This window comes from Mesorhizobium ciceri biovar biserrulae (genome assembly GCF_001618845.1).
In the GTDB taxonomy this organism is placed as follows: domain Bacteria; phylum Pseudomonadota; class Alphaproteobacteria; order Rhizobiales; family Rhizobiaceae; genus Mesorhizobium; species Mesorhizobium ciceri.
In genome coordinates, this window is sequence record NZ_CP015064.1 from 1,181,058 (window position 1) to 1,205,969 (window position 24,912).

Here is a 24,912-nt window from a genome sequence, read left to right on the forward strand (position 1 = left end):
CCGCCGCTTGTGCGAACAGGGCACTAGCCTAGATCGCGCATTACGTTGAATCAGTGAGAGAAACGGCTATACCCAATAGGTGGCTCCATAAAATGCTCAAAAGAAACGAACCTGGTTGCGGAGTATGTCGGATACTCTGGCAGGCTCACCGAACCGCAAGGGTGCGCTTCGGCCACAGCAGGTGACGATCCCGAGTTGGAAAACAGCACTTCTCGTCGGGGGCCGTGGAGTCCCGTGTCCCGCCATCTGCGTGTGGCACTTCGCCGGCTGCCGTCTTGACCGATCTTGTCATTGCAGCCGGCCCGTGTCTCGGCCCTTTGCCTGGGCGCAAGCGCTGACGCTCATTGGGCTACTTCTTTTCCCTGCCAAGAGCTCCTTCGATCTCCCGACCGGCTCCCACGTAAACAGAGATCCCAACTTCGCGTCTTACGGGAAAGTTGGAATCCCTTGCTTGCCAATGGTTAGCCACTCGGCATTTACGCAGTTCCGAAGACGATCAGCGCGGACCCTGGCAGAGCGCGAGACTGCTGGTCGTCACGGGGCTGGGGCAAGCCCCGGGCCAATGCCCAAAATGGCGGGCTCGGCCGAAAGCATTTTCTTCGCCGCCGCCCTGACCTGGTCGATCGTCACTTGTTGGATGAGGGCCTGGCGCCGTTGAATGTAGTCTATGCCGCGCTTGTCAAGTTGCAACGCGAGAAGCGTGGCTGAAATAGATCTGGAGGAACCCAGATGGTCGATAGTAAAGGCGCCGATCAGATGCTTCTTGCTCGCATCGAGCTCGGCCGCTGTTGGGCCCGTGTCCGCCAGCTCCTTGATTATCTGTCTTATCAGGCCGAGCGTCTCGGCCGCCCTGTCGGCGCGCGTCGATGTGGCCACGACAAGCGTGTTGGAATGCTGGTGGCTTCCCAAGCTAGAGGAGACACCATAGGCAAGGCCACGCTGTTCGCGTACTTCCCGGTACAGCCGTGAGGTAGATGACCCACCTAATATATCGTTTATCAGCTGCGCAGCATAGAATTCCGGCTCGGTGCGCCCGATGCCGGGAAAAGCCAGCCGGAGCGAAGTCTGGGGCAGGGCGTATGCGACCCAGGTCAACCGGCCGAGCTTCGGCGTGACATCAGGCACCGGCGCAAGCGTCTGGTTCGGGGGCAAATCGCCGAACAACTCGTCGAGCCTTGCGCTCAGGGACTTGGCATCTATGTCGCCCACGACCGCGACGTGCAGCCCGCCGCGGGCGAAAGCGGCCTTGTGGAAGGCGCTTAGATCGGTGGGCGTAATGCGGGTCAGGCTTTCCTTGGTGCCCTCGGGCGGCCTCGAATACGGGTGCGTGCCATAGATACTGCGCCGCCAGGCATCCTCGCCGATAGCGTGAGGTTCGCGCTCGTTGGCGATGATGCCGGAGAGAAGCTGAGCGCGGATTCGATCAAAGGGTTCCTGATCGAAGCGGGGCCTGTTCAACGCGAGCCTGATGAGATCGAAAGCGGCGTCCTGGCGCAGGGAAAGCATGCGCACCGAGCCATGAATGCCATCACGCCCCGCGTGGAAGCCCATCTCAGCGCCGGCATCATCGAGCCGCACCTGAAAGGAGTCGCCGCCGTAATCGCCTGCGCCCTCGTCGAACAAGCCCGCCATCAATTCGGCAAGCCCCTCCTTACCGGCCGGGTCTTGACTTGTGCCGCCGTCGAACACGAACTGGAGCGTGATGATCGGCAGCGTATGGTCTTCCACCAGCCAGGCGGTGATCCCCTGTTCAGATTTCACCTCCTGGATGTTCAGGGCAGCACGCGCGGTAAGTGCCGGGAGAGTGAGGAACAAAATGGCAAGGCAAAGCACAGCCAGCGAAGAGGCGAGGCGCCAGCCTTGTCCAAAAGGAGAGGGCAATGCCTGTGGAATGGCCCTGCGGTAGAGGTTCGTCATCATGTCAATTTTCCTTGGGCAGGAGATAGCCGGTTGTCGAATGGTCAGACACGAGGTAGCGGGCCGCCACGGCCTTAACCTGATCGGCCGTGACCTTGCGGATGCGGTCCGGCCATTCCTCGACGTCTTTCACATTGCCGCCCGTGGCAAGCGTGGCGCCATACAAGCGGGCGACGGTGCCCTGCTCGTCATGGCCGAAGATGAACGAGCGGATATAGCGGTTTTTCGTCTGCTCCAGTTCGTCGTTGGTGACGCCGTTGCTGGCGATGCGCGCTATCTCGGCGTCGACGGCAGCCTCGACATCCGCAAGCTCGGCGTCGCCGCGCGGCCAGCCTCGGATGCTGAACTTGCCAGCATCCAGCATGTTGCCTTGGAAATCAGCGTAGGCCGCGGCGGCTATGCCTTGCTCCACAACGAGCTCCTGGTAAAGCCGGCTTCGGTTGCCGCCGCCGAGGATCTCCGCCAAGAGGTCCAGCGCTTCGGCTTCGCCAGGCTCGGCGGTGCGATAGGACGGCACGACCCAATGTCTGGAGAAGAGGGGGACCAAAACGCGGTCGTCGCTCAGCGTCAATACGCGCTTGGTGTTCTGCACCGGCTCAGAGGCGCGCTCACGCGTCGGCAGCTCAGGTCCACGTGGGAGCTTGCCATAGATCCTCTCGGCAAGCGCCCTCACGCTCTCCGGTTCGACATCGCCCGCCACCACCAGCACGGCATTGTTCGGCCAGTAGTGTTTGTAATAAAACGTGATGGCGTCGCTGCGATTCAACTTCTCGATCTCATGCATCCAGCCGATCACCGGGATGCGGTAAGGTTGGCTCTGCCAAAGCGTCGTGACGACCTCCTCATCGAGAAGCGCCTGCGGATTGTTGTCGACCCTCAGGCGACGCTCCTCGCGGACCACGTCCCGCTCGGCGTCGATGACGTCATCTGTGAGGGTGAGATTGCGCATGCGATCAGCCTCGTAGCTCATCATCTGCTCCAGTGCCGAAGGCGGCACTATTTCGTAGAAGGCAGTATAATCGTAAGAGGTGAAGGCGTTGAGCGAGCCCCCGATCTCGGCCACCGCGCGGTCCAACTCGCCGGCGCCGTGATCGGCCGTCTCTTTGAACATCAGATGCTCGAAGAAATGCGCGATGCCGGATTTGCCCGGAGGCTCGTCGGCGCTGCCGACCTTGTACCACAGCATATGTTTGACGATGGGCGCGCGGTGATCGGGTATGACGACAACCTCCATGCCATTTTCGAGCAGGAAATTCGTTGCCTTGATGCCATTGGCAGCCGCCGCAGGCTCGGTCGTCAGAAATGCCATAGCGGTCGCAAAAAGTGCCCCCCGCAGCCATGCAGACGGTCGCTTCGGTTTTGGTGACGGGGCGATGGACAAGGCTCGAACGGAAGTGAGTTGTCCGTCATTTTCAAGGTGCTGCGTCCCTGGCGCCCTCACGGGGAGAAGGCGGATCGGTGGGCAGCGCCGGTCCAGACGAGCCCTGACAATGCTGCCAGGCCCCGCTCGGGTGTCAATTTTGAGTAGGTCGGCGAAAGGTGGGACGGCATTTTTCTGTTTGGGGATCATGGGACGTCTCTCCTGCGCGTTTGCATAAACCCGCGCACGAGCCGTGCCAGATGAGGAAAGCCGTTTCGGCGATGCGATCCACCGGAATCTGTGTTGCGGTACCCCTGACATTGTCCGACGTCAGACACCGCCTGGGAGTTTAAGAGTTGCTAGGTGCATCCTTCGCAGAGGGGCGCGAATATGGTGACGTTAGCGCGCAGTTGCTGGTCGTCAGCGTGCTCTTGCTAACATCGGCCGATCGGTGGTCCCCTAACACGGCTCCGAACCGGCGATAGACGCGGTTCTTGAATTTACCGGAGCGTTGCAGAACTTGTGTTTGCCATTCGGAGCGCCAGCGGGAGACGCTGTCTGCGACAGGCGGTCACGATGGAGCTCTCGAGCCGATTTGCGATTTGACCGGGGCTTTTGCTATTTTCGCTTTTGCTGTCCCTAAAATCTCGGATATGAAGCGGACCTGGCTTATAGCCTGTCTACATTGGATGGTTACAAAGGAATACGTTATGGCGACTGGAACGGTGAAGTGGTTCAACAGCACCAAGGGATTCGGTTTTATCCAGCCTGACAACGGAGGTCAGGACGTTTTCGTACACATTTCCGCTGTCGAACGAGCGGGCCTTTCGACCCTCAATGAGGGCCAGAAGATTAACTACGAGGTCGAACAGGACCGCCGTACCGGCAAGTCCTCCGCAGGCAGTCTCAGCAAAGCTGGCTGATCTTTTTCTGCTTCTGCCCGGCAAGAGCCGGGCAGAAGGGCCACTGACCGCGCCATATGAGCGGGCAAGAACACGGATCTCCCGCTGACCGGGCGGGGGATTGCGGCAATCTGCTAAGTTCTGCTGAAACAGATTTTTGCAAGCGAAGAGAGCGGGTCCCAGCCCTCTTATTGTCTACAATAGTTCTTACGTAGCAGATGCCGACGGCGACCGCGCGTATCAGAACAAATGAGATCAAGCTGCGGGCTTCTTGTGGGCCGGGTCGCCTCACACCAATCACTGCTATATGTTCGGTCATGAACCCCGTGCGTGTGATTTCATGAATGAGGGCTCTGACGCATTCTCGATCGATCGTGCCGAGGAAATGAAGGAGCAATTCAGCCAGCCTCCAGCCATCGACACCTCCGCAATCAAGAGGGCAGGGTACATTGGCCCTGAGGGGACCTGGTCCCATCAATCCTCGCTGGACCTCTTGGTGACCGAGTTGAACTCATCCCGTTCGGCGACGGATTGTTCGAAGCGTATGAGAATGGCTGCGTCGACGTCGTATGCGTCCCAGCTATGACCTCTCTGGTCGGAGCCACTCCCTACTTCGACCAAGTTCTGCGCTTGACGTCTCCCAGGATCATAGCCGAGTACACGAAGATCCTGAGCTACAGCCTGATGGCCAGCAGAGATGCGAGTTTCTCGATGGCCACTAAGGTGGTCGGCCACCCCGTGGCCCTGCAGGAGGTGGCCGGGGTGGCTCGACGAGAACATGCCCCACGTCGAGCGAGAGAGCCGTGGGGGAGCGACATGTTTCCTGGCTGAGCAAAACTCTCCCTCGATAGCGGCATGCGGTCCTGCTCTTGGTGCCGAGCTCTACAATCTGCAGATATTGCGAGCAGGAATTGAAGAAGGCCTGCATAACGTTGAGCGTTGGTGGGTGCTCGGGCGCAGGAGCCCTGCGCCAACAGGATTTGACCGGACAAAACTTCACCTCCGCGTTTCAGAGCAAAATCTCAGTTGTGTCCTGCCCAGGTTCTCGAAGCACAATTTAGCCGTGCTCAATGTCTACCAGCGTCCGATATGCGAGCTGCTGGACAGCCATCAATAGGTCCTCGATGTCGCAGGCCACGTTTTGCCGCACCCGGCGCTGGCCGCATTGGCGGAGATTGGTGGCCTGAGAATTCTCGGATCCTACCACGTCGCTATTAGCTGGCTTAGGCTAGTTTCCGCCCATAGTCCCAAAACTGTTGATCCTCATTACTGACGAACAGGGGACCGCCGCATCGAAGTTTCATGCGATGTGCACGAGCGTGCCTCGGGAAGTGGACGAGATCATCGCGCCGACGATCTTTCGTCGACCCAATTTCTTGCCTGCGAAACAGTGGTATTCATAGGCACGGATGTCGACCCATCGGGCGCGAACCAGTCACCGTTGTCACACTATGATCCTACGGCAAGCTCGCCCATTCGGGAACGTCAAACGCTTAATCCGCGCAGGGCGCCGTGACGGGGGCCTGCGGCGGCTTTACGAGAAGGCCGTTTGGCACGAGCTATCGCTTTGGCCCCCTCATGCTTGGCTGTGCTATGGGACAGCCCGGTCGAGAAAAGCATCGAATGCGGCAGCAACAGCGCGAATTACGAAGCGATGTTCCTGACGCACCCGGATGAAACCCTTTTCGATGTCCATTATCCCATCCTCGGCCAGCTTCGCCAGGCGTTCAGCAGCCGAATCGAGAAGGCGAGTTGGATCGAATCCATAGGCCGCACAAATTGCCGGCACATCGGCCTGCAAATCGCACATCAGCCGCTCGATGATTGTGGCTCGCGCGCGGTCTTCATCTGTGAGTCGGTAGCCTTTTGACGTTGCCAGACGGCCAACTGCTATGTGCCGGATGTAGGACTCACGTGTCACCTCGTTCTGGACGTAGCCCTCGCCGACCCGCCCGATAGAGGACGCGCCGAAGCCGATCAGGGTTCTGCAGGTGTCGGCCGAGTAACCCAGCGAGTTACGCCGTAGGCGACCGCTGGTCTGCGCCAGCGAAAGTTCGTCGTCCGGCAAGGCGAAATGGTCGAGGCCGATTTCACGGTAGCCGGCCGCAACCAGCGTCTCTGCCACGGCGGCAGCCTGTTCGGCGCAGGCGACGCTGTCCGGCAGCGCAGTCTTCTCGATCAGGCGCTGATTTCTTATCACCGATGGAATGTGGGAGTAGGCGAACACCGCAAGTCGGCTTGGACGCATGGCGACAGTCGCCGCCGCAGTCTGGACGCAGGACTCTAGCGTCTGGTTCGGGAGACCGAAAATGAGATCGAAGTTGATGCCGCTCACGCCGTGCCGGCGCAGCTTTTCGACGGCAGCGGCCGTCTGCGCCTCGCTCTGGACCCGGTTGATCGCTTTTTGAACGATCGGATCAAAGCTCTGCACCCCCAGACTCGCGCGGCTTACGTTCGCTGCTCCCAACGCTTCGGCGATCTCGGCTGTGAAGGTGCGCGGATCAATTTCGACGGCGATCGTGGCGGCTTCCCTGAACGCGAAGCGGTGGCGCAGGAGTTCTATAGTGGCCAGGAACTCGGCTGCCCCGATCAGGGTCGGGGTTCCACCGCCAAAATGCACGTCGTTAACCACGAGCCCCTGCTGCACTTTCTCCGAGACCAAACGGATCTCGTTACGCAGAATCTCCACATAGTTGAGGATCGGCCCCTGATTGCGGGCAATCGTGGTCGGGAAGCCGCAAAACCAGCAAATCGATTGGCAGAATGGAATGTGGAGATAGAGCGACACCGAATCGTCAGCAGGCAGACCTCTTAGCCAATCCTCATAGCTTTCGGCCCCGACGCTGGCGGTGAACTCCGCTACAGTCGGATAGATGGTGTACCAAGGCAGGAGAGCCTCGCGATATTCTTTCAGGATAGAGGTCTGCAACGGTTTCCGTCCCAAGCTGAAAAGTTGGTCCTTTTACCGCTGCGGTCTCCTGTGTCTCTGCGCTATGTCAGTTCCATTCCGGTTCGCGGCATGTCATCACACCGTGCACGGAAAAAGGCGGGATCTTGATCCCGCCTTTCGAGTGTTTCGCTCACATCTTGCTGATCGAGCCGCCAGCCCCACAACGGGTCTGGATTGGGGAAGTCACGCTGGTACCTTCTTTCTAGACCGCTTCTCGGGCGTCGAGACCTCAGGCTCTTTCGGTTTGCGGCCGAGTCCCATTGTCTTGGCCAACGCAGAGCGCGCAGCCGAGTAGTTCGACGCGACCATGGGATAGTCTGATGGCAGACCCCATTTGGCGCGATACTCGTTGGGGGTCAGCCCGTAATGGGTCGCCAGATGACGCTTTAACGATTTGAATTTCTTGCCGTCCTCAAGGGAGACAATGTAGTCCGGTGTCACCGATTTCCTGATCGGGACGGCCGGCGTCAACACCGTCGGCTCTTGTGGCGAGACGCGACCAGATGCCGTGCGTTTCAAAGCTTCGTGCACTTGGCCGATCAGGGTAGACAGTTCGCCCACCGGCACGGGATTGTTGGAAACATAGGCTGAGACAACATCCGCGGTAAGGTCGATGAGGTTGTTGGCGTTTTCAAAGTCTTCTTCTGGCATGAAACTCTCCGGTGGATTGGTCTGCGGAGCGGTCGCTTCTAGTGGTGATTTCTGATGAAAGCAACAAATCTCGCGACAGGATTGTTCGTTGCTCGGCCAGGATTGAGGTCTATAGCGCCACTTCACGCTGTCGTGACACTGATCGGCGCGTCAACCGCTGTCCATAACTGCGCCCATATCCGCCATTCAGTCCCGATCGCGTCGGTCTGAATTGCAAACGCAAGACGCAGAAACCTTAAAAGCACTATGAGCCGTGCATGCCCTGGGGGCAGAAACCTTGCGCGTATGAACAGGTTGGCGTTGCGGCAGCATGTGGCGACGGGACACGGAACCGACCAAACCTCAGGCGAACACAGCGATTGCGCGCGCGCTCACCATTGGAATCCGCCGTCGGGGCGATGAATCGCAGTCACTGTCCCGGCGCTCGATCGGCTTGGTCGCAGGCACGATTCCCTCGATCCGCTGATCTAGCGCAGGGCGTTCCCGGGCCGCATGTGGAGAGTGGTTTCCGTGCACATCGTAAGGACTCCATTTATGAAAATTCTATTTCCTGCGGGGGCTGTTGCGTTGGCGGCAGCCACAGCTTTTGCTGCGCAGTCCATTCCGCCAGACCTCAGAGAAACGGCACTGGCCATGTTCAAGCCCTTGCCATTCATCCCGGAGGTCACCAACAACCCGAGCATGCCGGAGAGGATTGCCCTCGGCAAGGCCCTGTTCTTCGATCCACGCCTCTCGTCCTCAGGCGTTTTCTCCTGCAACTCGTGCCACAACCTGGCCACCGGGGGCGACGACAATCGTGAAACTTCGATTGGCCATGGTTGGCAGAAGGGGCAGCGCAACGCGCCGACGGTGTTTAACTCTGTCTTCAACAAATCGCAGTTCTGGGACGGTCGCGCCGAAGACCTGAAAGCTCAGGCCAAAGGGCCGATACAGGCCGGTGCCGAGATGGCCAACACATCGCACCAAGTGGTCGAGACGTTCAAATCGATGCCGCAATATGTGGAGTGGTTCCGTTCAGCTTTCCCGCGGGAGGCCGACCCCCTCACCTTCGATAACCTAGCCACCGCACTCGCAGATTATGAGGCGACGCTGGTCACGCCGGCCCCCTTCGACGCCTACCTCAATGGCGATGACACCGCCATCGGCCCCGAAGCGAAACAGGGCCTGGCCCTTTTCATCGAAAAGGGCTGCTCGTCCTGCCATTCCGGTGTCAATCTTGGTGGGGATGGTTATTATCCATTCGGCCTCGTTGAGAAGCCTAGCGCCGACATTCTGCCGGAGAACGACAAGGGACGATTTGCCGTCACCAGCGTACCAGAGGATTCCTATGTTTTCCGCGTGCCGTCGCTGCGCAACGTAGCAATCACCGCGCCATACTTTCATTCGGGCAAGGTCTGGGACCTGAGAGAGGCGGTCGCTATTATGGGCACCACCCAGCTTGGCCAAGAGCTAACGCATATCGAAATCGATCAGATCGTTGCGTACCTTCATTCGCTGACCGGCAAGCGACCGGAGATCACATATCCCATCTTACCGCCTGAAACGCCCGGGACACCTCGGCCTCGATCCTAGGCATGGGGGAAGAAGACGATCACGTCGGGGCCGTCACCATTTGTTGCCCGATTTGGGCGACCTGCCACGAGCGTGGTCGGATAGGGCCGCGATACGCCCCCCACGGTTGAGCGGCGCACGTTGGAGGGGTGCCATTGCGTTGCACCAGCCATGCTCCCGCGCGAGGAGATCGTCGGCAGGCGAAGGTGTCCCGTCACCACCTTCGCAAAATCACGCCGGCCATCGCCCTACCAGTCCATCACCACCTTGCCGGAACTGCCGCTGCGCATCGCATCGAAGCCGGCCTGAAAATCGTCGATGCCGATGCGGTGCGTAATCAACCCGGAAACGTCGAGCGGACCTTGCACCAGGGCGATCATCTTGTACCAGGTCTCGAACATCTCGCGGCCGTAGATGCCCTTGAGATGCAGCATCTTGAAGATGACCTTGTTCCAGTCGATCTCGAAACCGGTCGGCGCGATGCCCAGGATGGCGATCTTGCCGCCATTGTTCATGGTGTCGATCATGTCGCGAAAAGCGGGGGCGGCGCCTGACATTTCGAGGCCGACATCAAAACCCTCGGTCATGCCGAGCGCCGGCATGACGTCGCGCAGTTTTTCCTTCGAGGCGTCGACAACATGCTGGACGCCGAGTTTTTTGGCCAGCGCCAGCCGCACCGGGTTGATGTCGGTGATGACGACTTTTCGCGCGCCCACACATTGCGCCACCAGCGCGCCCATGATCCCGATCGGCCCGGCGCCGGTAACCAGCACGTCCTCGCCGACCAGATCGAAGGAGAGTGCCGTGTGCACGGCATTGCCCAACGGATCGAAGATCGCCGCGATCTCGTCGGGCACATCATCGGGGATCGGCATGACATTGTGCTGCGGGATCGCCAGATACTCGCCGAAGGCGCCGGGCCGGTTGACTCCGACGCCGAGCGTGTTGCGGCACAGATGCCCTCGCCCGGCGCGACAGTTGCGGCAATGGCCGCAGACGATGTGGCCTTCGCCAGACACGCGCTGGCCGACCTTGTATTCGGTGACCGCTGCGCCGAAATCCGCGACCGTGCCGACGAATTCATGGCCGGTGACCATCGGCACCGGCACCGTCTTCTGCGCCCACTGGTCCCAATTGTAGATGTGCACGTCGGTGCCGCAGATCGCCGTCTTCTTGATCTTGATCAGCATGTCGTTAGGGCCGATCTCCGGCACCGGCACCTCTTCCATCCAGATGCCCGGTTCGGCCTTGGCCTTCACCAGTGCCTTCATCATGTTAGACATCAGGTGCTCCTTACAACTTGGTTGGTTCCACTCCTCCCGACTGCTCGGGTAGCCTGCATGACGGAAAGATAGGCTCGGAGGAGCACAGCTGAATTCTTGGACCGATCGTAATGTCCACGGGGGCGTTTGTGTCGAAGCAACACACCACCGCGAGCCGTGCGCGCGTGAAAAGCTCTGTCCTAGCGGAACTTCAGCAGGAGCGGAGCACACGCCGTGCCAGATGCAGCCGGCTTCAATTCAAACGATGAGGAATGGTCGCAGCTTGCGGCTGGGCGGTATGGCTATTTTGTCGATGTCCGCCACATGCGACGCAGTCAAATCGACACCGACGCTCTTGATGGGTCGACCTCGCCGCCGATATCTCGATAGTGCCAGTGCCCAGGCGGCATCTGCAAGCGTTGATCCCTCGCGTCTGTCGGCCGCTGGCCCTGTGAGGCAGAAGCTCACGGACAAAACCGCCTTCCTCCATTTCGTGGCCGAAATCATCCGTCCTCGGACCAGAATCGGCGTCCCAAATCCTGCCCCGCCGCTCAGCCGTCCAGCGGCCTTCGGCTGGACGACAAGGGTGGACTCGCACGCGTCGACCGACGTCTTCGCGGCTTTTCGATGCCGTCCTTTCTGCTTCAAATTATCCGCGAGGCCCGCGGGTCACATGTTTGCCGGTCACAGTGGCCCAGCGGCCTGCGCCTGCACCTTCTCCCGCAGCGCGCAGGCTGCAGCGATCATGTTGATGAGGGCAGGGCGGACCTCTTCCCATTTCCTTGTCTTGAGGCCGCAGTCCGGATTCACCCACAGCTGGCTGTCCGACAGTCGCTCGCGAGCAAGTTGGGCGAGATGCAAAATCTCGCCGACCTCTGGGACACGTGGTGAGTGAATATCGTAGACGCCGGGACCGATTTCGTTCGGATATTTGGACTTGGTGAAGGCGTCCAGCAGTTCCATTTTGGAGCGCGACGTCTCTATTGAAATCACGTCCGCGTCCAGTTCAGCGATCGAGTCGATGATTTCATTGAACTCCGAATAGCACATGTGGGTGTGAATTTGAGTCGCGTCCTCTACACCCGTCGAGGCGAGCCGGAAGCATTCGACAGCCCAGCCGAGATAATGTTTCCAATCGGACTTCCGCAGGGGCAAGCCTTCGCGAAACGCGGCCTCATCGATCTGGATCACCCTTGCGCCAGCTTTTTCGAGGTCGGCCACTTCATCGCGGATGGCGAATGCGATCTGGCGGCAGACCTCGGCACGGGGTACGTCGTCGCGCACAAAAGACCAGTTAAGAATCGTCACTGGGCCAGTGAGCATGCCCTTCACCGGCTTTTTCGTCAGCGACTGGGCAAATTGCCACCAGAGAACCGTCATCGGATTGGGCCGCGATACGTCGCCGAAGATGATGGGAGGGCGCACGAGCCGGGAGCCGTAACTTTGCACCCAGCCATGCTGGGTGAAGGCGAGGCCGGACAACTGCTCGCCAAAATGCTGCACCATGTCGTTTCGTTCGAACTCGCCATGTACCAGCACGTCGAGCCCGATCTCCTCCTGCCAACGGACGGCCCACTCAGTCTCCTTCTTCAGGAAGGTCTGATAGTCGATATAGCTCAGCCGACCCTTCGCATGAGCGGAGCGTGCCCTGCGCACCTCGGGCGTCTGCGGGAAGGACCCGATGGTCGTCGTCGGGAACAACGGCAGGGCGAGCGTGTCAGCCTGGACTCTCGAGCGCTTGGCAAATGCGCTCTTTCGTTGCTTCATGGCGCCGTCAATGCTGCTGACTCGCCCGCGGACGAGCGGATCATGGGCCTTTGTCGACATTGCGCGCGCGGCGGCCGCCTCATCAGAAGCCTTCAGCCCGCCTGTTACGGCCTCCCAGCCTTCGGACAAGGCTTGGGCCAGCACGAGCAGCTCTTCAGTCTTCTGGGCGGCGAATGCCAGCCACGAACGGACGTCTACATCGAGCGCGGTCTCCATCCGCAGGTCCATCGGCACGTGAAGCAGCGAGCAGGAAGGCGCAATTTCGACGCGGTCCAGCGGCCAACCGGCGATGACCGGCTTGATGCGGTCGAGAATGGCGGTCAGGTTCGCGCGCCAGACATTGCGGCCATCAATCAGGCCAAGTGAGAGCACCAGATCCTTCGGTGCGAGCCGACCAATCGTCTCCAATTGCTCGGGAGCGCGCACGAGGTCGAGATGCAGGCCCGCCAGGCGCAGCGAAAGCGCGGTCTCGAGATTGTCTCCCAGCGGCCCGAAATAGGTAGCCAGCATAATTTTCAACTTGGGCGCGGCTTTCGACAGCTGCCCGTAGGTGAATTCGAAGGCAGCTCTTTCGTTCGGGTTGAGATCGAGCACAAGCGCCGGCTCGTCAATTTGCACCCAGTCGGCCCCCGAGAGCTCCAGCCTCTGCAGCAGTTGCTCGTAGACGGGCAGCAGCCGCGGTAGCAGCGCTATGGGATTAAAGCCCTGATCGGGAGACTTCGCCAGCTTGAGGAAGGTCACCGGTCCAAGGATGACCGGGCGTGTATGGATGCCGAGCTCTTTTGCCTCCAGAAAGTGATCGACTGGTTTGGTTGACGAGAGGGCGAATGTCTGATCGTCGCCCAGCTCCGGCACGATGTAGTGGTAGTTCGTGTCGAACCATTTGGTCATTTCCATCGCGGTTACGCGCTGCCCCTGAACTGCATGCCCGTGACTGGCCTGTCCGCAACCCGCGGTATCGCCTTGCGTGCCGCGCGCCATCGCGAAGTAGATGTCGAGCGGGACCTCGCCGCCCGTCCAGCCGTAACGAGCTGGCACGGCGCCGACCATTGCCGCGGTGTCGAGCACATGGTCATAAAGTGAGAAATCGTTCGACGGGATTTTCGACACGCCGCGGTCGTGCTGCTCGCTCCAACTGGCGGCACGCAGTGCCTTCGCCGTCGCCAGAAGGTTGGCAGCAGACGATTTTCCGGACCAGTAGCTTTCGAGCGCGAATTTCAGTTCTCGCCGGCGACCGATACGCGGCACGCCAAGCGTTGCTATGGGAACTTGCCGGGAGACATTCATTCCATACCCCGATGGTTGGGGCGGGGACAAGGAAGGCGCTAGCAGGCCGGCATCGACGCCGAGCTGCCGCGGCCACCAGACACCCCGCCTGTGGACGTTGTTTACCGAGGCAGGTCTCCTGGCTCGCGGGTCACAGCCTCTGCCCCGTCTTCCCGGGGCAGTTCGCCCCAGTGACATTGATGGGTTTGGCTCGCCGCTTACAGTTGCGGGGCAGCGCCGGCATTGCACCGGCTTCCCACTTAGCTCCGCTACGGCAACACCTTGCGGAGAACCACGACATGCGGACAATCGCAGTAGCCCACTTTCTTGTCAATGCCGTATAAAGAAATGTTTATGTCTTTATGTGAATTGTTAGCCTGCGGCGTGCTTCCAAATTCCATGTCGCCGTCGAGCTGAGCCTTCTGCGCGACTCTCCGGTGTGTGCAGACTGTGGCTGGCCCCTCGGGCGATCTGCCTTTTGTACGATCCCGTCTCAAAACGATTTCATCAAAAACGGCGCGTGTTGGCATTCATGATGGGGCGGTAGTACTGGACCGAAGTGCGACAACGTTCCTCAGCCTCAACAATTAGAAATTGGGAGAAAAACCGGCATCCTTCTCGAACTGGTACGCGTTCGATTTAAACGCGCTTGTCTGGACAGCCTGCACAACGGGAAGGTGGGCAATACGTGGCCGAAAAGCTGCCCTACAACAGCCCCGCCTGCTCAGCCTCGCGGCGCAGATTCTGCCGGGGCCTCGGGCCGATCTGCTGGATCACCAATCCGGCGGCCAGCGAGCCAAGGTCGCCGCAGGTCTGCAGATCGCGGCCTTGCGTGTAGCCATGCAAGAAGCCGGCAGCATAGAGATCGCCGGCACCCGTTGTGTCGACCAGTTCATTGATGGCGGTCGCCTTGATCACCACGGTCTCGTCGCCGCGCACGATCACCGAACCTTTTTCCGAGCGGGTCACGGCGGCGATGCGGCAATCCTTGCGGATCTGCGCCAGCGCCTCGTCGAACGAGGATGTCTGGTAGAGCGATTTGATCTCGTGGCTGTTGGCAAAGACGATGTCGACCGTGCCCGAACGCATCAGCTCGAGGAATTCGTCGCGGTAGCGGTCGACGCAGAACGAATCCGACAGGGTCATCGACACTTCGCGGCCCGCCGCGTGCGCCAGCTTTGCCGTCTGCCGGATCGCCTCCTTGGCGCGCGGCGGATCCCACAGATAGCCTTCGAAATAGGTGACCTTGGCGCCCGAGGCCTTGTCGGCCTCGACGTCTTCCGGGCCGAGCTCGACGCAGGCGCCGAGATAGGTGTTCATCGAACGCTCGCCATCGGGGGTGACGAAGATCATCGAGCGCGCCGTCGGCGGCTCGCCCTTGAGCGGCTTGGTGTCGAAGGCAACACCCTGGGCATGGATGTCATGGGCATAGATTTCGCCGAGCGGATCGTTGGACACCTTGCCGAAGAAGGCGGCACGGCCGCCGAAACTGGCGACACCGGCTGCGGTGTTGCCGGCGCTGCCGCCGGACGCTTCGATCGCCGGCCCCATGCGGCTGTAGAGCAGTTCGGCGCGCCTTGTGTCGATCAGGTTCATCGCGCCCTTGATGATGCCGTTCGTCTCCAGGAACGCCTCGTCGCACTGGGCGATGATGTCGACAATGGCATTACCGATACAAAGCACGTCATAGCTCGGCATCAAAATCTCCGCCAAACACCCGAGCCGGCTTCTTGCCACGCCTTAGCGGGTGTTTCTTACGAGTGTGGAATGGGTCGCCCTATGCCGACGGATCCGATAACCGTGCATCACGCAGCTGCCGGTCCTGCCTCTCGCAACAGCTCGTCAGCTCTGTCCGTCTTTTCCCAGGTGAACTCCGGCTCTTCGCGGCCGAAGTGTCCGTATGTCGCGGTCTTGCGGTAAATCGGCCGTAAGAGATCAAGCGCCTTGATGATGCCTTTCGGCCGGAGATCGAAAAGCTCAAGGACGGCGCGCTCGATCCTTTTTTCATCAACCTTTGCGGTTCCGAATGTATTGACGAGGACTGACACCGGTGCGGCGACACCGATCGCATAAGCAAGCTGAACCTCGCACACCTCCGCAAGGCCGCTGGCAACGACGTTTTTTGCGACGTACCGCGCCGCATAGGCAGCAGATCGATCGACCTTCGACGGATCCTTGCCCGAAAAGGCGCCACCGCCGTGACGCCCCATCCCGCCGTAGGTATCGACGATGATCTTGCGTCCGGTGAGCCCGCAGTCGCCGCGCGGCCCACCGACCACGAACCGGCCTGTTGGATTGACCAGGAACCTTATCCTCGTCGTATCCAGGTCGTCGTGAGGCAAGACCGGCCTTATGATCTCCTCAATGACGCCTTCGCGGACCGTGGCTTGTGAGACCTCCTCGTCATGCTGCGTCGACAGGACTATGGTATCAAGCGCTACCGGGCGCAAACCCTCATAGCGGACGGAGACTTGAGATTTAACGTCCGGGCGAAGCCAGCCAAGGCGTCCGGTTTGGCGCACCTCTGCCTGTTTTTTTGTCAAATCGTGAGCAAGTTGGATTGGCAACGGCATCAATGTTTCGGTCTCGTTGCACGCGTACCCGAACATGAGGCCCTGATCCCCTGCTCCCTGATCGAGATCCTGCCCTCGTCCCTCGTCGACGCCCTGGCTGATGTCGGGCGACTGCTCGGTCAAGGCCAAAATCACGGCGCAACGACGGCCGTCAAAGCCGATCGCATCGTCGTCATATCCAATGTCCAAAATGATATCGCGGGCAACTTGGCTGTAATCGATCTGCGTGTGGCTGGTGATCTCGCCAGCCAGAACGACCATCCCTGACTTCACCAACGCTTCACAAGCAACTCGGGCCTTAGGATCCTTGCGAAGGATCGCATCAAGCACGCCATCTGAGATATTGTCGGCCATCTTGTCGGGATGTCCCGCGCCGACGGATTCGGAAGAGAACACGAATTGTCTGGTCATGGAATGTCCTCGCTTCAAACGTTGGAATTGGATGTGACAGTTGATCCGGCCGCCTTACCTGTCGGAGATGCCAGGCACGTCGAACGCAGCGCAGAAATCGGCAACGTCTCTGCGGACGCGGGCATGGACGTCCGAATCATCGGGCTGGCGGCAAACCAGGTCGATGAAGGCTGCGATCTGCACCATCTCCGCCTCGCGCATGCCCACAGACGTTACTGCTGGCGTGCCTAAGCGTATGCCGCTGGTGAGCGCGGGATGGCGCCGGTCGCCCGGCACCATGTTGAAGTTCGTAATGATCCCTGCTTGCGACAATCGCTCGGCATAGTCTTTCCCAGACAGCGGCCGGTCCCTAAGATCAAGGATCAGCATGTGATTGTCAGTGCCCCCAGTGACGAGTTCATAACCTCGCTCCAGAAGCGCCTGGGCCAGAGCCTTGGCGTTGTTGACGATCTGCTGACCGTACACACGGAAGGATGCATTGCCTGCTTCGTGCAGAGCGACAGCAAGCGCGGCAATCGTATTCATGTGCGGTCCGCCCTGGAGGAGAGGGAACACGGCACGGTCTATGCGTTTGGCCAGATTGTGTTTGCTCTTGGAATGGTAGAGCGCTTGATAGCGGTCTTCATTCCTTGACAAGATGAAGCCACCGCGAGGGCCGCGGAGCGATTTGTGAGAGGTGCTGGTGACAACATCGCAACGGCCAACAGGGTTTGGATGCACTCCTGCGACAACGAGACCGCTGATGTGGGCGATGTCGGCCACCAGATAGGCGTTCACCTCCGAAGCGATTTCGGCCATTGCCTCATAGTCAAAGATACGCGGATAAGCAGTTCCGCCGACCCAAATGAGCTTCGGTCGTTCCCGTTTGGCCGTCTCGCGCAAGCGGTCATGGTCAATCTGCTGCGTCTTTTCGTCCAGCCCGTACGGAACTCGCTGATAGTCAGTGCCGGAGAAGTTCACGGCCCAACCGTGCGTCAGATGCCCTCCGCCGGGGAGGGTCAAGCCCATCATCTTGTCTCCCGGACACAACAGCGCTCGACAGACAGCCTGATTGGCCGGCGAGCCGGAATAAGGCTGCACGTTGGCGTGTTCACAGCCGAACAGCGCCTTCAATCGCTCTATGGCGAGGTTTTCAAGCTCATCGACAATCTCGTTTCCGGCGTAGTAGCGCGCGCCGGGATATCCCTCGGCATACTTGTTGGTGAAAATAGACCCGGTCGCTTCCAGCACCGCGGAGGACGCGAAGTTCTCCGAGGCGATAAGTTTGAGGGTCGTCCGCTCCTGGCGCTCCTGTCTTAAAAGCAGCTCGTGAACGCGAGAATCTGCGACAGCCAGGTGAGGCCACTCGCAAGTGTCAAGCTCCGCGATCGCGCCGCCAGTCGAATTGTTCATATCAGCTTCGCGCTCCATTGAGACTAAGTTTCAGGACAAGCAGGCGGCCACCTTGGACCGCGCGCCCTGTATCGCCTCCAGGCGCTGTAGGTCTTGTCTGTGATGGCCATCGCCGTGCGGCAGGAGATCAACCAACAATTGAACCAAGCCGCCGTCCGCGCCTCCTGCTTCGAGGTGGTACGAAGGCCAAGGACGCTGTTCGTTGCCGAGAAGAAAGCCGGCTCTGGCGAGCTGGCGGACGTGTGCGACCACGTGCTCGCGAGACAGACTCAGAACTTCTGCTAGCTCGCAGACGGTCAGGTCCGCATGCGCACAAAGTCCCAGGATTCGAAGTCGATCAAGATGAGCCGCGGCCTTTAGGCGCCTGACCAGTGTCATCATCGGCCGGCACTCCTTATATTGACTTCCTCCATTTGGCTCCTCCCACTCTTTCAGAGGCAATCTTGCCATCCGACGAGGTCAATACGCCTGACCGCATCGTAGATCGTTTCCAATACGTCACGGTCTCGACCCGCAGCCCAAATGGTAGGCTCAACGTACATATTCTCAGCGCTTTAGAGTGCTAAAAGTCCGCGATTTTCTTTGAAGGATCTGTTGCGGCACGTGCATACCGGATGCGCCCCAGCACAACGGCGGCTGCGCGGTAAGGCCGGCTTGCGAAGATGCGGCGTGCAGCCGAGGCGCTTCATGCGCCGGTCGCCGCGCGATGGGACGCTCAGCATCGCGGGGATGAAATCCATCTTGTCCATGGCTCCGATCTCTATTCCGATGGACCACCTCCCAAGGAAACCGATATCCTGCTCGAAGGCGTCGCCGTCCACGGCGAGCTCAAAGCATGGCTGCGGCGCAAGGCTCAATGCGGCTGACGATTGGCTTCCATTGATTCTCAAAGGTGATACAAATCCTCAGACTGTAACCCCTTAGTTCCGAGATGTCGTATCAGCCAGAGCCCGCTGCCCAGCGCCAAATCGCCCACGCAGTTCTGACAGTGCGCGAACTCGCCCGTCTCGCGGAGCTGCGCAACGCCGGCGTAACAGCGGCCACGATGAGTCGCATGGAACGGGATGGGGAGGTGCTCCGGCTCGCACGCGGCCTCCACCAACTCTCCGATGCGCCGCTCGACGCTAATCATAGCCTAGCCGAGGCTGCCAAGCGCGTACCCAAAGGCGTTGTCTGCCTTGTGTCAGCCCTGGCATTCCACCAGCTGACAGATCAGCTGTCCGAGACAGGTATGGTGGCCATCGGCCAGAAAGACTGGGCTCCCAAACCCGAGGCACACCCATTCGCATCGTGCGTCTTACCGAAATCTGCTCAACGACAGCGTCGAAACTCATGTTGTCGAGGGCGTGACCGCAAAGGTCTTTGGGGTTGTCGAAACAATCGGCGAAATTGCCAGGCAGGCTGAGCGTGGCGGTGTCGCCACGGTCATCCGGCCGTATATCGAGGCGCTGACTGCCAATGGCTAAAGAGATCAAGAACATCGGCGCCTCAGTGCGCGCACGTCTGCTGCAACTCGCCAAGGCAAGTGGCCAGACCTCGATCTGGTTCTGACCCGCTTCGCCCTCGAGCGGCTGCTTTCCCGGCTTAGCCAGTCACCCCACGCTGACCGCTTCGTGCTGAAGGGCGCGATGCTGATGATGAGCTGTTCGAATGATCCGCACCGCGGCACACGCGACCTTGACCTGCTCGGTTTTGGCGATCCGAGCGCGGAGACGATGCTGGCGACGTTTCGGGAGGTCCTGGCGCAGGACGCTGGCGATGGCGCGTTTGGCCATCTCCATTGCATAACAATGGGCGCAGCCTGCCGTAACGATCGAGCATCCTGCGACTGAGTTCCAAGCGGAGTCCACTCTATCTGAGTTTCAGCCATACCGTCCCGAGCATTCCTGGACCCGCCGCCGCATCAGACCGCTCCGCGTATCGGATTGACGACCTCGAGCCCGGCAAAGTGTTTTTCGTTATCCGTTACCAGCACGCACTCGTTCGCTCCGGCGACAGCGGCGATGATCATGTCGAGCCCGCTGCGCGGCTTGCCAGCCGCTTTTCCTCCTGCCATCAGCCGCGCCCAGATCAGCCCGGCCTTGTCGTCGAACGAGAGGATGCGGCCCGCAAACAGCGCCTGCGGCCCCTCAGGCCCAGAGAACCATTTGTCGAGTGCGTCGCGTTTTTTCCCGCGCGGCTTCTCCAGAACGCCGCGAAGAATTTCCGCAACGGTCAGCGAAGCGATAAACAAATCCTCGTCACGCTGACTCGACATCCATGCCAGGAGCGATTCCGACGGCTGCGATTTGACGACATTGCTGATGATGTTGGTATCGAGGAGGTAGCGTGTCACAGGTCGATCTTCCGTCCCTCTTCATGGGAGCGGGAAAGATCGAGGTCGGCTCCCACCAGCGGCGAACGACGCAATGCGGCGAGGATCCCGCCAGGCTTGGGTGGCTCGCCCGCGATGGTCTGGCTGACAGCAGCGCGCAGGCTAGAGGCATCCGGCCCATCTTCGGCCAGGCGGCGAGCCAAAGATCGAATAAGGTCGCGATCGGCATCGCGGCCAAGCACTTCGAAGCGCGCCAAGCCGCGCTCGCTAAGGCGAGATCGATAGCTTTGAATGGCGCGTCTTTGCGAGCTGCCCATAGTTGCCTCCGACATATTTCCAGTAATATAACCAGAACGCAGGGTTTGATCAAGGCGCTGGCAGTCCGGCCGGTACCCCCTTACGGTTGGATGGCATCGGTCTAGGACGCACGATATATGTTGGGCGACGGTATTTTTTGACGAGCGTCGAGCAGGCCGCCGGGCGGCCGCGAGGTGCAAAATCGTCCAGCCGGTCGCGATAGTTGACGAAACCTCCAAATATTTTTTCGGCGATTTTCCCTAAAATCAAAAGCGTGACTTTTTGACGCCTCAGGGTCGGAATGTTCTCGTTGCCAGAAAACATTTGGCAGTAACTTCAATGCGTCGTTGTTTTAACAACCGCGTGACCTTCGTTGAGGGGCTTCGATCCGGCTCCTGTTCCGAGCGGAGGACTATCCCCGCTGACATGCGCCCGACGTGTGGGCTGAGCGCTGCAATCACGGCGCAGGCAAGAGCCGGCCTCCGGCGAGAAGCGGTCCGGATCCTCAAGCCATGCACCGTCATGCTCGAAGAGAATGGTCTCGTTGATCCTCGCCAGTCCGATCGGCGTGTGCGGCCGTCCAAACGATATGGGCCTCGAAGTCAGCCATTGCTGGACGAGCCGGTTGGCCGCTTGAGGTGGACATGCTTGGGCAGGTCGGCGCTGGCGAGCGCCTGACCGAGCTGTCGTTGCTGATGTCGGCTACCTGGCTCAGGCCGTCGAGGAGACCGAGCGCTTGCAGAACGCCGGCATAAATGCCGACGCTGACGTTGGTTTCTCCGGACTCGACCCTTTGCAGCGTCGAGCGAGACGTGAAGGCGCGGTCGACCGCCATAGGCAGCCGCGGCGTCGACGGGCATCATGGATGTCCGCCCCAAGCTTGCGCAGCGCGTGCCGCACCGCAGCAGGAGGACTGTGTGGAGTGGGCATTCTCTCACCTTGGTGCTACAGATTCACCCATTATGTAGCACGAAGATTACAAATCTAGCCTTGAGGCCCCATCTCAATAAAGAACCAAGGTTCTATCTTACCGCCGTCGTGACGGCTCGATCGGGACCTCCGGACGTCGGCGATCGCGGCGACCGTGGTTTTCACGTCAGCGGAGCTCGCTGGGCCGACCGTCGACGTGAGTGAAAGGGCCGTCTGTCTCCGTCAGTATCCGATCGATGGGCAAGTCGCACACGAGAGAGCGGCCACGATCCGAACGGTCATCTCGGCATTGACGGAGGAATAGCACGTCGAGCCAGTTTTGCTTAAAAGTGTGGCGAGCGCCCAGAGCCCCGTATCACGATTCACTAAGGCTCAGGTGTTCAGGCTCCGCGCTTCCGACCAGGCTCTGAAGCTGCACCTCCAAGACAATTGGGTTTCCCTTTGCCGTATGGAGGCGGTCAAAAACCCAACGCTTTGGCCAGCATCGGTTCAAGAACCAGATCCGGCCGACCTCCCTTTTCGCGAAGCTCCATTGCCCTGATGATCTTCGTGCCTTCGTGGCTGTGCTTCCAGTCCCGAGACGCTTCGGCCGCGACGACGAGGTAGTCGGTCTGGCCGCAGACGGTGTCCTTCCAATCACCGCCGCGTTCGCAAATCATCGCAGCGATTGCCTTTCGCGGGCCGATGGCGAATTTTCCCGTGAGGACGAACATCCGGCTCGGAATCACGAACTGGCTTGCATCCTCCAAGGCACCGGCAATGACACCCACATTGCCGAAGGTAGGCAGCCCCGTGTCTGTCGCGCTGTCGCCGACAAGACGGGCAATCCACCCGCATATGTCTTCTGCCTCCTCGGCGGTTATGCGACCGTCAGCAAAAGACCTTCTGGCAGTTTCTCCGAGAGATGCCACGCGGCTGTCTCTGCGCAGGACCACACTCGAGTCCAACCTGGACAGCAGTTTTTCGACCTCTGCTGGCGTGATGGAGTTGTCGCAGGCGATGCCGGCACAGAATCCGTAGAACTCGTTTACTTCGTCCTTGTCGTCAGCGGCGATCAACTCCCGTGAGCGTATGCCGATTATTGTTTCAAGGACCGCGTAGATCTCTTCGGGCGCGTTACCCCAAATATCCAGATCGCGGATGAGCTCGGCAGCATCATCGTCGTGAAGAAGGGACAGGAACTGCTCAGCTTCGACCCTGAGTGGCGGCATCTCCGCCCGCTCCACCTGCTCGCTGGCCATCACGCCCTTCAAGAACCCGAGCCAGTACCCCAACGCCTTGCGGTGATTTGCCTGCGCATGGACTCTACCGAGCGCGGCCCCTTCGTGCTCGAGTTTACCGCTCCTTCCGCGGAACACTTCAACCATTGTCGCCCCCCTCGACTCTACTTCTCGATTGTAGCAGACATCACAACACTCATCTATCCGCCGACTAGACAAGGCGTGCCGAGACCGGAAGGCTTAATCCCCTTAGCTCCTTGCTTTCGAAATGGTAAGGCCAGGTTGCCACCGCCAGAAACGGCGTTTCGCCCGAGCGGCCGACCAAAGAAGGCTCTGGACTCACCAAGGATCAGGCGGCCTGAACCCGCTCCGCCTCCGACGCGCTCTGTCCCTCGCGCAGCCGTGCTCGTCCTCAAGGGAACGCTCCGCTCAAGCCCTTGCGGAGTGCGCGCGCCTGCGCTTGACGAGACGCGCGACGGCGGCTCCGGGGATCAGGCTTGGTTCCAGACCGCTTCGCGCGGGAACCTTAAGCTCGCAGACCGCTTTCGCCCACTATGCCGACACTGTTCTGTCCCTGGCGCAGCCGTGCTTGTCACCTTTGATTGCATCTGCCGAATTCTCGCGTATCCTGCGGCTGCGCATGTGAGCACAAGGTGGCGCCTGGCGCTTCGACGAGCCACCCCAGCAAGAACCAGCGTCGGCATGGCGACCGAAAATGCTGAGGCAAGAGAAGGCCACTCCAGAAGGAAACGTTCGTCATGGATTCCCATGCCGTTATTGCGTCCCTGCCAGTCGCCGGGGCCGACCGTAACTTGCTTATCGATGCCGCCAACACCGCGTTCGAAAGGGTCATTGAGCGGATTGAGCCGGCCAACGGGAAGCTGACTCGGACCCTTTGGGACGCCGAGTCCTATATCGATAATGAAATCACGGCAGACATGTTGCCTATTTCCTGGGACGAGGCTGCGTACCTCGTCGATGTGTTCGCGGTGCATCATGTCATCGGACTAGCTGTCGCAGCAGACGAGGAGGCCGCTGAACCCCGGCCGTGAACCTCCCCGGAGGCAGCTGGATCTGCCTGCAACAATCTCGCGGGCAGCGCGATCAATGCAGTGACCTTTGCCACAACTCTTCAAGGGTGGCGGTTTGGCGTTTTATTTGCGAGGCGGTGGCGGCCAGTTCCGGGCCGTAGCGGTGGCGAGATATTCCCGGTTCTGGCTAAGGGACTGGAGATGCTTGGCCGTCTTCGCGCGAAGGCGCAGGCCCGCCTCCAGGGCGTGCTCCGTGCGTCTCGACAGGTCGTGCTGGATCTGATTGGGATTATGCCCACCATGGGGCAAAGCGCGGTCGGGCTAGAGTTCATTGGCATGCCGAGTAGCCGCGCGATGGAGGGGCCGTTCCGACGGCCCTCTTCCCAGACTTAGATTACTAGGGAGACGGCGCCGCCACTTCGTCCTCCATGTCGAGCGATTTTTCGACTGCCTCCGGATTCCGGGCGATGGTCCAAAGCAGAGTATTCGCCGCTGCATCCGGTTCCGAGCGACCTTGCTCCCAGTTTCGAAGCGTTGCCAGATCGAGGCCATACCTCACGGAGAACGCCTCCTGGGACAGCTTGGTGCTATCCCGAACTTCGCGAACGCTTATCGGCCGCGGCGCATGAACCTTCGCGATCACTCCTGCGGACGAGAGTTCGTCCTTCAGTGCCCGCAGGTCGTCGACGCAAGGAACAGTCACGAACGCCTTGCCCTGATCGACCATCTCCGTGAGGACCGCATGGGCCGTCCTCAGCGGCAGCTGTCTCCTGACGAGAACCCGAGCAGCCTCAGGAGTATTCGCGCCGTGTAGAAAGCTGAGGCTCAGCCGGACGGGAGAGCCTGACGACACCTGGACGACGTCCCGGGTTCGCACCCGTTGTCCGAACCGCTCCATGAACTTCGATGTAGTCGACATTAAGCTTCTCCGCGATCACTCGACCGAGCTTGCGCAATTTGGACCAACCCCATTGGACCTGCGCATCGCCCCCAATATGGAGGTCACGGACAACAATGGTTGCTGCCCATCTCCACATCCCCCAATAGCTGAAGCACGCCATCGGGCGTGACGACATCAAAGAGGAGGCATGGGTCCTCCGAAATTTCAACGTCCACAA

20 protein-coding genes, 5 pseudogenes and 1 riboswitch are annotated in these 24,912 nt (G+C 60.0%); of the genes and pseudogenes, 9 read left to right on the forward strand and 16 right to left on the reverse strand.

Annotated elements, in window-relative coordinates; all coding sequences use genetic code 11:
* Window positions 1-534: 534 nt before the first annotated feature.
* Window positions 535-1,920, reverse strand: a complete 1,386-nt coding sequence (locus A4R29_RS05205; protein ID WP_063171372.1) for a M16 family metallopeptidase — start codon at window positions 1,918-1,920, stop codon at window positions 535-537.
* 1 nt (window position 1,921) lies between these two features.
* Window positions 1,922-3,226 (reverse strand): M16 family metallopeptidase, encoded by a 1,305-nt coding sequence (locus A4R29_RS05210; RefSeq protein ID WP_063171373.1) that lies wholly within the window; start codon window positions 3,224-3,226, stop codon window positions 1,922-1,924.
* 761 nt (window positions 3,227-3,987) lie between these two features.
* Here A4R29_RS05210 and A4R29_RS05215 point away from each other — a divergent pair.
* The 3 genes and pseudogenes from A4R29_RS05215 to A4R29_RS35610 all read left to right on the forward strand — a co-directional run bounded on the left by A4R29_RS05215 (window position 3,988) and on the right by A4R29_RS35610 (window position 5,296).
* The gene (locus tag A4R29_RS05215) at window positions 3,988-4,200 is read left to right on the forward strand and encodes a cold-shock protein (RefSeq protein WP_008874821.1); all 213 of its coding nucleotides are present in this window, start codon (window positions 3,988-3,990) and stop codon (window positions 4,198-4,200) included.
* A 510-nt stretch (window positions 4,201-4,710) separates the two neighbouring features.
* Window positions 4,711-4,926, forward strand: a pseudogene (locus tag A4R29_RS35605) (prephenate dehydratase domain-containing protein); the annotation flags it as partial.
* Window positions 4,877-5,296, forward strand: a complete 420-nt coding sequence (locus A4R29_RS35610) for a prephenate dehydratase domain-containing protein (protein ID WP_366212697.1) — start codon at window positions 4,877-4,879, stop codon at window positions 5,294-5,296. The pseudogene A4R29_RS35605 and the gene A4R29_RS35610, both read left to right, overlap by 50 nt.
* Window positions 5,297-5,770: 474 nt before the next feature.
* On the opposite strand, the gene hemN is transcribed toward A4R29_RS35610, so the two are convergent.
* Window positions 5,771-7,108 carry an oxygen-independent coproporphyrinogen III oxidase gene (hemN, locus tag A4R29_RS05230; protein ID WP_063171376.1) on the reverse strand — a complete coding sequence of 446 codons (1,338 nt, stop codon included), beginning with the start codon at window positions 7,106-7,108 and terminating at the stop codon, window positions 5,771-5,773.
* A gap of 204 nt (window positions 7,109-7,312) precedes the next feature.
* Entirely contained in the window at window positions 7,313-7,780 is a 468-nt protein-coding gene (locus tag A4R29_RS05235; protein WP_063171377.1) for a Ros/MucR family transcriptional regulator, read from the reverse strand.
* Window positions 7,781-8,314: 534 nt separating this feature from the next.
* Here A4R29_RS05235 and A4R29_RS05240 point away from each other — a divergent pair.
* On the forward strand, window positions 8,315-9,352 hold the full coding sequence (locus A4R29_RS05240; protein ID WP_063171378.1) for a cytochrome-c peroxidase: 1,038 nt from the start codon (window positions 8,315-8,317) through the stop codon (window positions 9,350-9,352).
* A gap of 227 nt (window positions 9,353-9,579) precedes the next feature.
* Here A4R29_RS05240 and tdh read toward each other — a convergent pair whose 3' ends face one another.
* The 5 genes from tdh to A4R29_RS05265 form a co-directional block, all read right to left on the reverse strand.
* Window positions 9,580-10,614 (reverse strand): L-threonine 3-dehydrogenase, encoded by a 1,035-nt coding sequence (gene tdh / locus A4R29_RS05245; RefSeq protein ID WP_063171379.1) that lies wholly within the window; start codon window positions 10,612-10,614, stop codon window positions 9,580-9,582.
* 663 nt (window positions 10,615-11,277) lie between these two features.
* Window positions 11,278-13,623 (reverse strand): 5-methyltetrahydropteroyltriglutamate--homocysteine S-methyltransferase, encoded by a 2,346-nt coding sequence (metE, locus tag A4R29_RS05250; protein WP_063173587.1) that lies wholly within the window; start codon window positions 13,621-13,623, stop codon window positions 11,278-11,280.
* A gap of 115 nt (window positions 13,624-13,738) precedes the next feature.
* Window positions 13,739-13,938, reverse strand: a riboswitch (cobalamin riboswitch).
* Window positions 13,939-14,331: 393 nt separating this feature from the next.
* Window positions 14,332-15,324: an adenosine kinase gene (locus tag A4R29_RS05255; RefSeq protein WP_063171380.1), complete on the reverse strand. Its 993-nt coding sequence runs from the start codon at window positions 15,322-15,324 to the stop codon at window positions 14,332-14,334.
* A gap of 107 nt (window positions 15,325-15,431) precedes the next feature.
* Window positions 15,432-16,610: a methionine adenosyltransferase gene (gene metK, locus A4R29_RS05260; RefSeq protein WP_063171381.1), complete on the reverse strand. Its 1,179-nt coding sequence runs from the start codon at window positions 16,608-16,610 to the stop codon at window positions 15,432-15,434.
* Between the two features lie 54 nt (window positions 16,611-16,664).
* Window positions 16,665-18,002 carry a serine hydroxymethyltransferase gene (locus A4R29_RS05265; protein ID WP_063173588.1) on the reverse strand — a complete coding sequence of 446 codons (1,338 nt, stop codon included), beginning with the start codon at window positions 18,000-18,002 and terminating at the stop codon, window positions 16,665-16,667.
* Between the two features lie 102 nt (window positions 18,003-18,104).
* Between A4R29_RS05265 and A4R29_RS34950 the strand changes: the two genes are divergently transcribed.
* The 4 genes and pseudogenes from A4R29_RS34950 to A4R29_RS34960 all read left to right on the forward strand — a co-directional run.
* The gene (locus A4R29_RS34950) at window positions 18,105-18,287 is read left to right on the forward strand and encodes a hypothetical protein (RefSeq protein ID WP_244506908.1); all 183 of its coding nucleotides are present in this window, start codon (window positions 18,105-18,107) and stop codon (window positions 18,285-18,287) included.
* Window positions 18,288-18,664: 377 nt separating this feature from the next.
* Window positions 18,665-18,868, forward strand: coding sequence for a hypothetical protein (locus tag A4R29_RS05275; protein WP_063171383.1), 204 nt, complete (start codon window positions 18,665-18,667; stop codon window positions 18,866-18,868).
* Window positions 18,869-18,933: 65 nt separating this feature from the next.
* Window positions 18,934-19,468, forward strand: a pseudogene (locus A4R29_RS34955) (type IV toxin-antitoxin system AbiEi family antitoxin domain-containing protein).
* Window positions 19,461-19,765, forward strand: a pseudogene (locus A4R29_RS34960) (nucleotidyl transferase AbiEii/AbiGii toxin family protein); the annotation flags it as partial. The pseudogenes A4R29_RS34955 and A4R29_RS34960, both read left to right, overlap by 8 nt.
* On the opposite strand, the pseudogene A4R29_RS34965 reads toward A4R29_RS34960, so the two are convergent.
* The 6 genes and pseudogenes from A4R29_RS34965 to A4R29_RS05305 all read right to left on the reverse strand — a co-directional run.
* A pseudogene (locus A4R29_RS34965) lies at window positions 19,766-19,872 on the reverse strand (DUF5131 family protein); the annotation flags it as partial.
* 33 nt (window positions 19,873-19,905) lie between these two features.
* Window positions 19,906-20,337: a PIN domain-containing protein gene (locus tag A4R29_RS05290; protein ID WP_063171384.1), complete on the reverse strand. Its 432-nt coding sequence runs from the start codon at window positions 20,335-20,337 to the stop codon at window positions 19,906-19,908.
* Window positions 20,334-20,633, reverse strand: coding sequence for a hypothetical protein (locus tag A4R29_RS32760; RefSeq protein ID WP_082827325.1), 300 nt, complete (start codon window positions 20,631-20,633; stop codon window positions 20,334-20,336). The genes A4R29_RS05290 and A4R29_RS32760 overlap by 4 nt, the downstream gene beginning before the upstream one ends.
* A gap of 49 nt (window positions 20,634-20,682) precedes the next feature.
* Window positions 20,683-20,937, reverse strand: coding sequence for a hypothetical protein (locus tag A4R29_RS34035; protein ID WP_145923738.1), 255 nt, complete (start codon window positions 20,935-20,937; stop codon window positions 20,683-20,685).
* Window positions 20,938-21,215: 278 nt separating this feature from the next.
* Window positions 21,216-21,543 (reverse strand): annotated as a pseudogene (locus tag A4R29_RS05300) (hypothetical protein).
* Window positions 21,544-22,001: 458 nt separating this feature from the next.
* A complete protein-coding gene (locus A4R29_RS05305) occupies window positions 22,002-22,910 on the reverse strand; it encodes a BRCT domain-containing protein (protein WP_063171386.1) in 909 nt (302 codons plus the stop codon).
* Window positions 22,911-23,521: 611 nt separating this feature from the next.
* On the opposite strand from A4R29_RS05305, the gene A4R29_RS05310 reads away from it, so the two are divergent.
* Entirely contained in the window at window positions 23,522-23,815 is a 294-nt protein-coding gene (locus tag A4R29_RS05310) for a hypothetical protein (RefSeq protein ID WP_063171387.1), read from the forward strand.
* A 376-nt stretch (window positions 23,816-24,191) separates the two neighbouring features.
* On the opposite strand, the gene A4R29_RS05320 is transcribed toward A4R29_RS05310, so the two are convergent.
* On the reverse strand, window positions 24,192-24,713 hold the full coding sequence (locus tag A4R29_RS05320) for a helix-turn-helix domain-containing protein (protein ID WP_063171389.1): 522 nt from the start codon (window positions 24,711-24,713) through the stop codon (window positions 24,192-24,194).
* Window positions 24,714-24,912: the final 199 nt, after the last annotated feature.

Bases quoted from the DNA above. Each gene is read 5' to 3' on its own strand.
- A4R29_RS05205 (WP_063171372.1), bottom strand. From the start codon at position 1,920: ATGATGACGAACCTCTACCGCAGGGCCATTCCACAGGCATTGCCCTCT.
- A4R29_RS05210 (WP_063171373.1), bottom strand. From the start codon at position 3,226: ATGGCATTTCTGACGACCGAGCCTGCGGCGGCTGCCAATGGCATCAAG.
- A4R29_RS05215 (WP_008874821.1), top strand. From the start codon at position 3,988: ATGGCGACTGGAACGGTGAAGTGGTTCAACAGCACCAAGGGATTCGGT.
- A4R29_RS35610 (WP_366212697.1), top strand. From the start codon at position 4,877: ATGCGAGTTTCTCGATGGCCACTAAGGTGGTCGGCCACCCCGTGGCCC.
- A4R29_RS05235 (WP_063171377.1), bottom strand. From the start codon at position 7,780: ATGCCAGAAGAAGACTTTGAAAACGCCAACAACCTCATCGACCTTACC.
- A4R29_RS05240 (WP_063171378.1), top strand. From the start codon at position 8,315: ATGAAAATTCTATTTCCTGCGGGGGCTGTTGCGTTGGCGGCAGCCACA.
- tdh (WP_063171379.1), bottom strand. From the start codon at position 10,614: ATGTCTAACATGATGAAGGCACTGGTGAAGGCCAAGGCCGAACCGGGC.
- A4R29_RS05255 (WP_063171380.1), bottom strand. From the start codon at position 15,324: ATGCCGAGCTATGACGTGCTTTGTATCGGTAATGCCATTGTCGACATC.
- metK (WP_063171381.1), bottom strand. From the start codon at position 16,610: ATGACCAGACAATTCGTGTTCTCTTCCGAATCCGTCGGCGCGGGACAT.
- A4R29_RS05265 (WP_063173588.1), bottom strand. From the start codon at position 18,002: ATGAACAATTCGACTGGCGGCGCGATCGCGGAGCTTGACACTTGCGAG.
- A4R29_RS34950 (WP_244506908.1), top strand. From the start codon at position 18,105: ATGGCCATCGCCGTGCGGCAGGAGATCAACCAACAATTGAACCAAGCC.
- A4R29_RS05275 (WP_063171383.1), top strand. From the start codon at position 18,665: ATGCGGCGTGCAGCCGAGGCGCTTCATGCGCCGGTCGCCGCGCGATGG.
- A4R29_RS32760 (WP_082827325.1), bottom strand. From the start codon at position 20,633: ATGGGCAGCTCGCAAAGACGCGCCATTCAAAGCTATCGATCTCGCCTT.
- A4R29_RS34035 (WP_145923738.1), bottom strand. From the start codon at position 20,937: ATGTTTTCTGGCAACGAGAACATTCCGACCCTGAGGCGTCAAAAAGTC.
- A4R29_RS05305 (WP_063171386.1), bottom strand. From the start codon at position 22,910: ATGGTTGAAGTGTTCCGCGGAAGGAGCGGTAAACTCGAGCACGAAGGG.
- A4R29_RS05310 (WP_063171387.1), top strand. From the start codon at position 23,522: ATGGATTCCCATGCCGTTATTGCGTCCCTGCCAGTCGCCGGGGCCGAC.
- A4R29_RS05320 (WP_063171389.1), bottom strand. From the start codon at position 24,713: ATGTCGACTACATCGAAGTTCATGGAGCGGTTCGGACAACGGGTGCGA.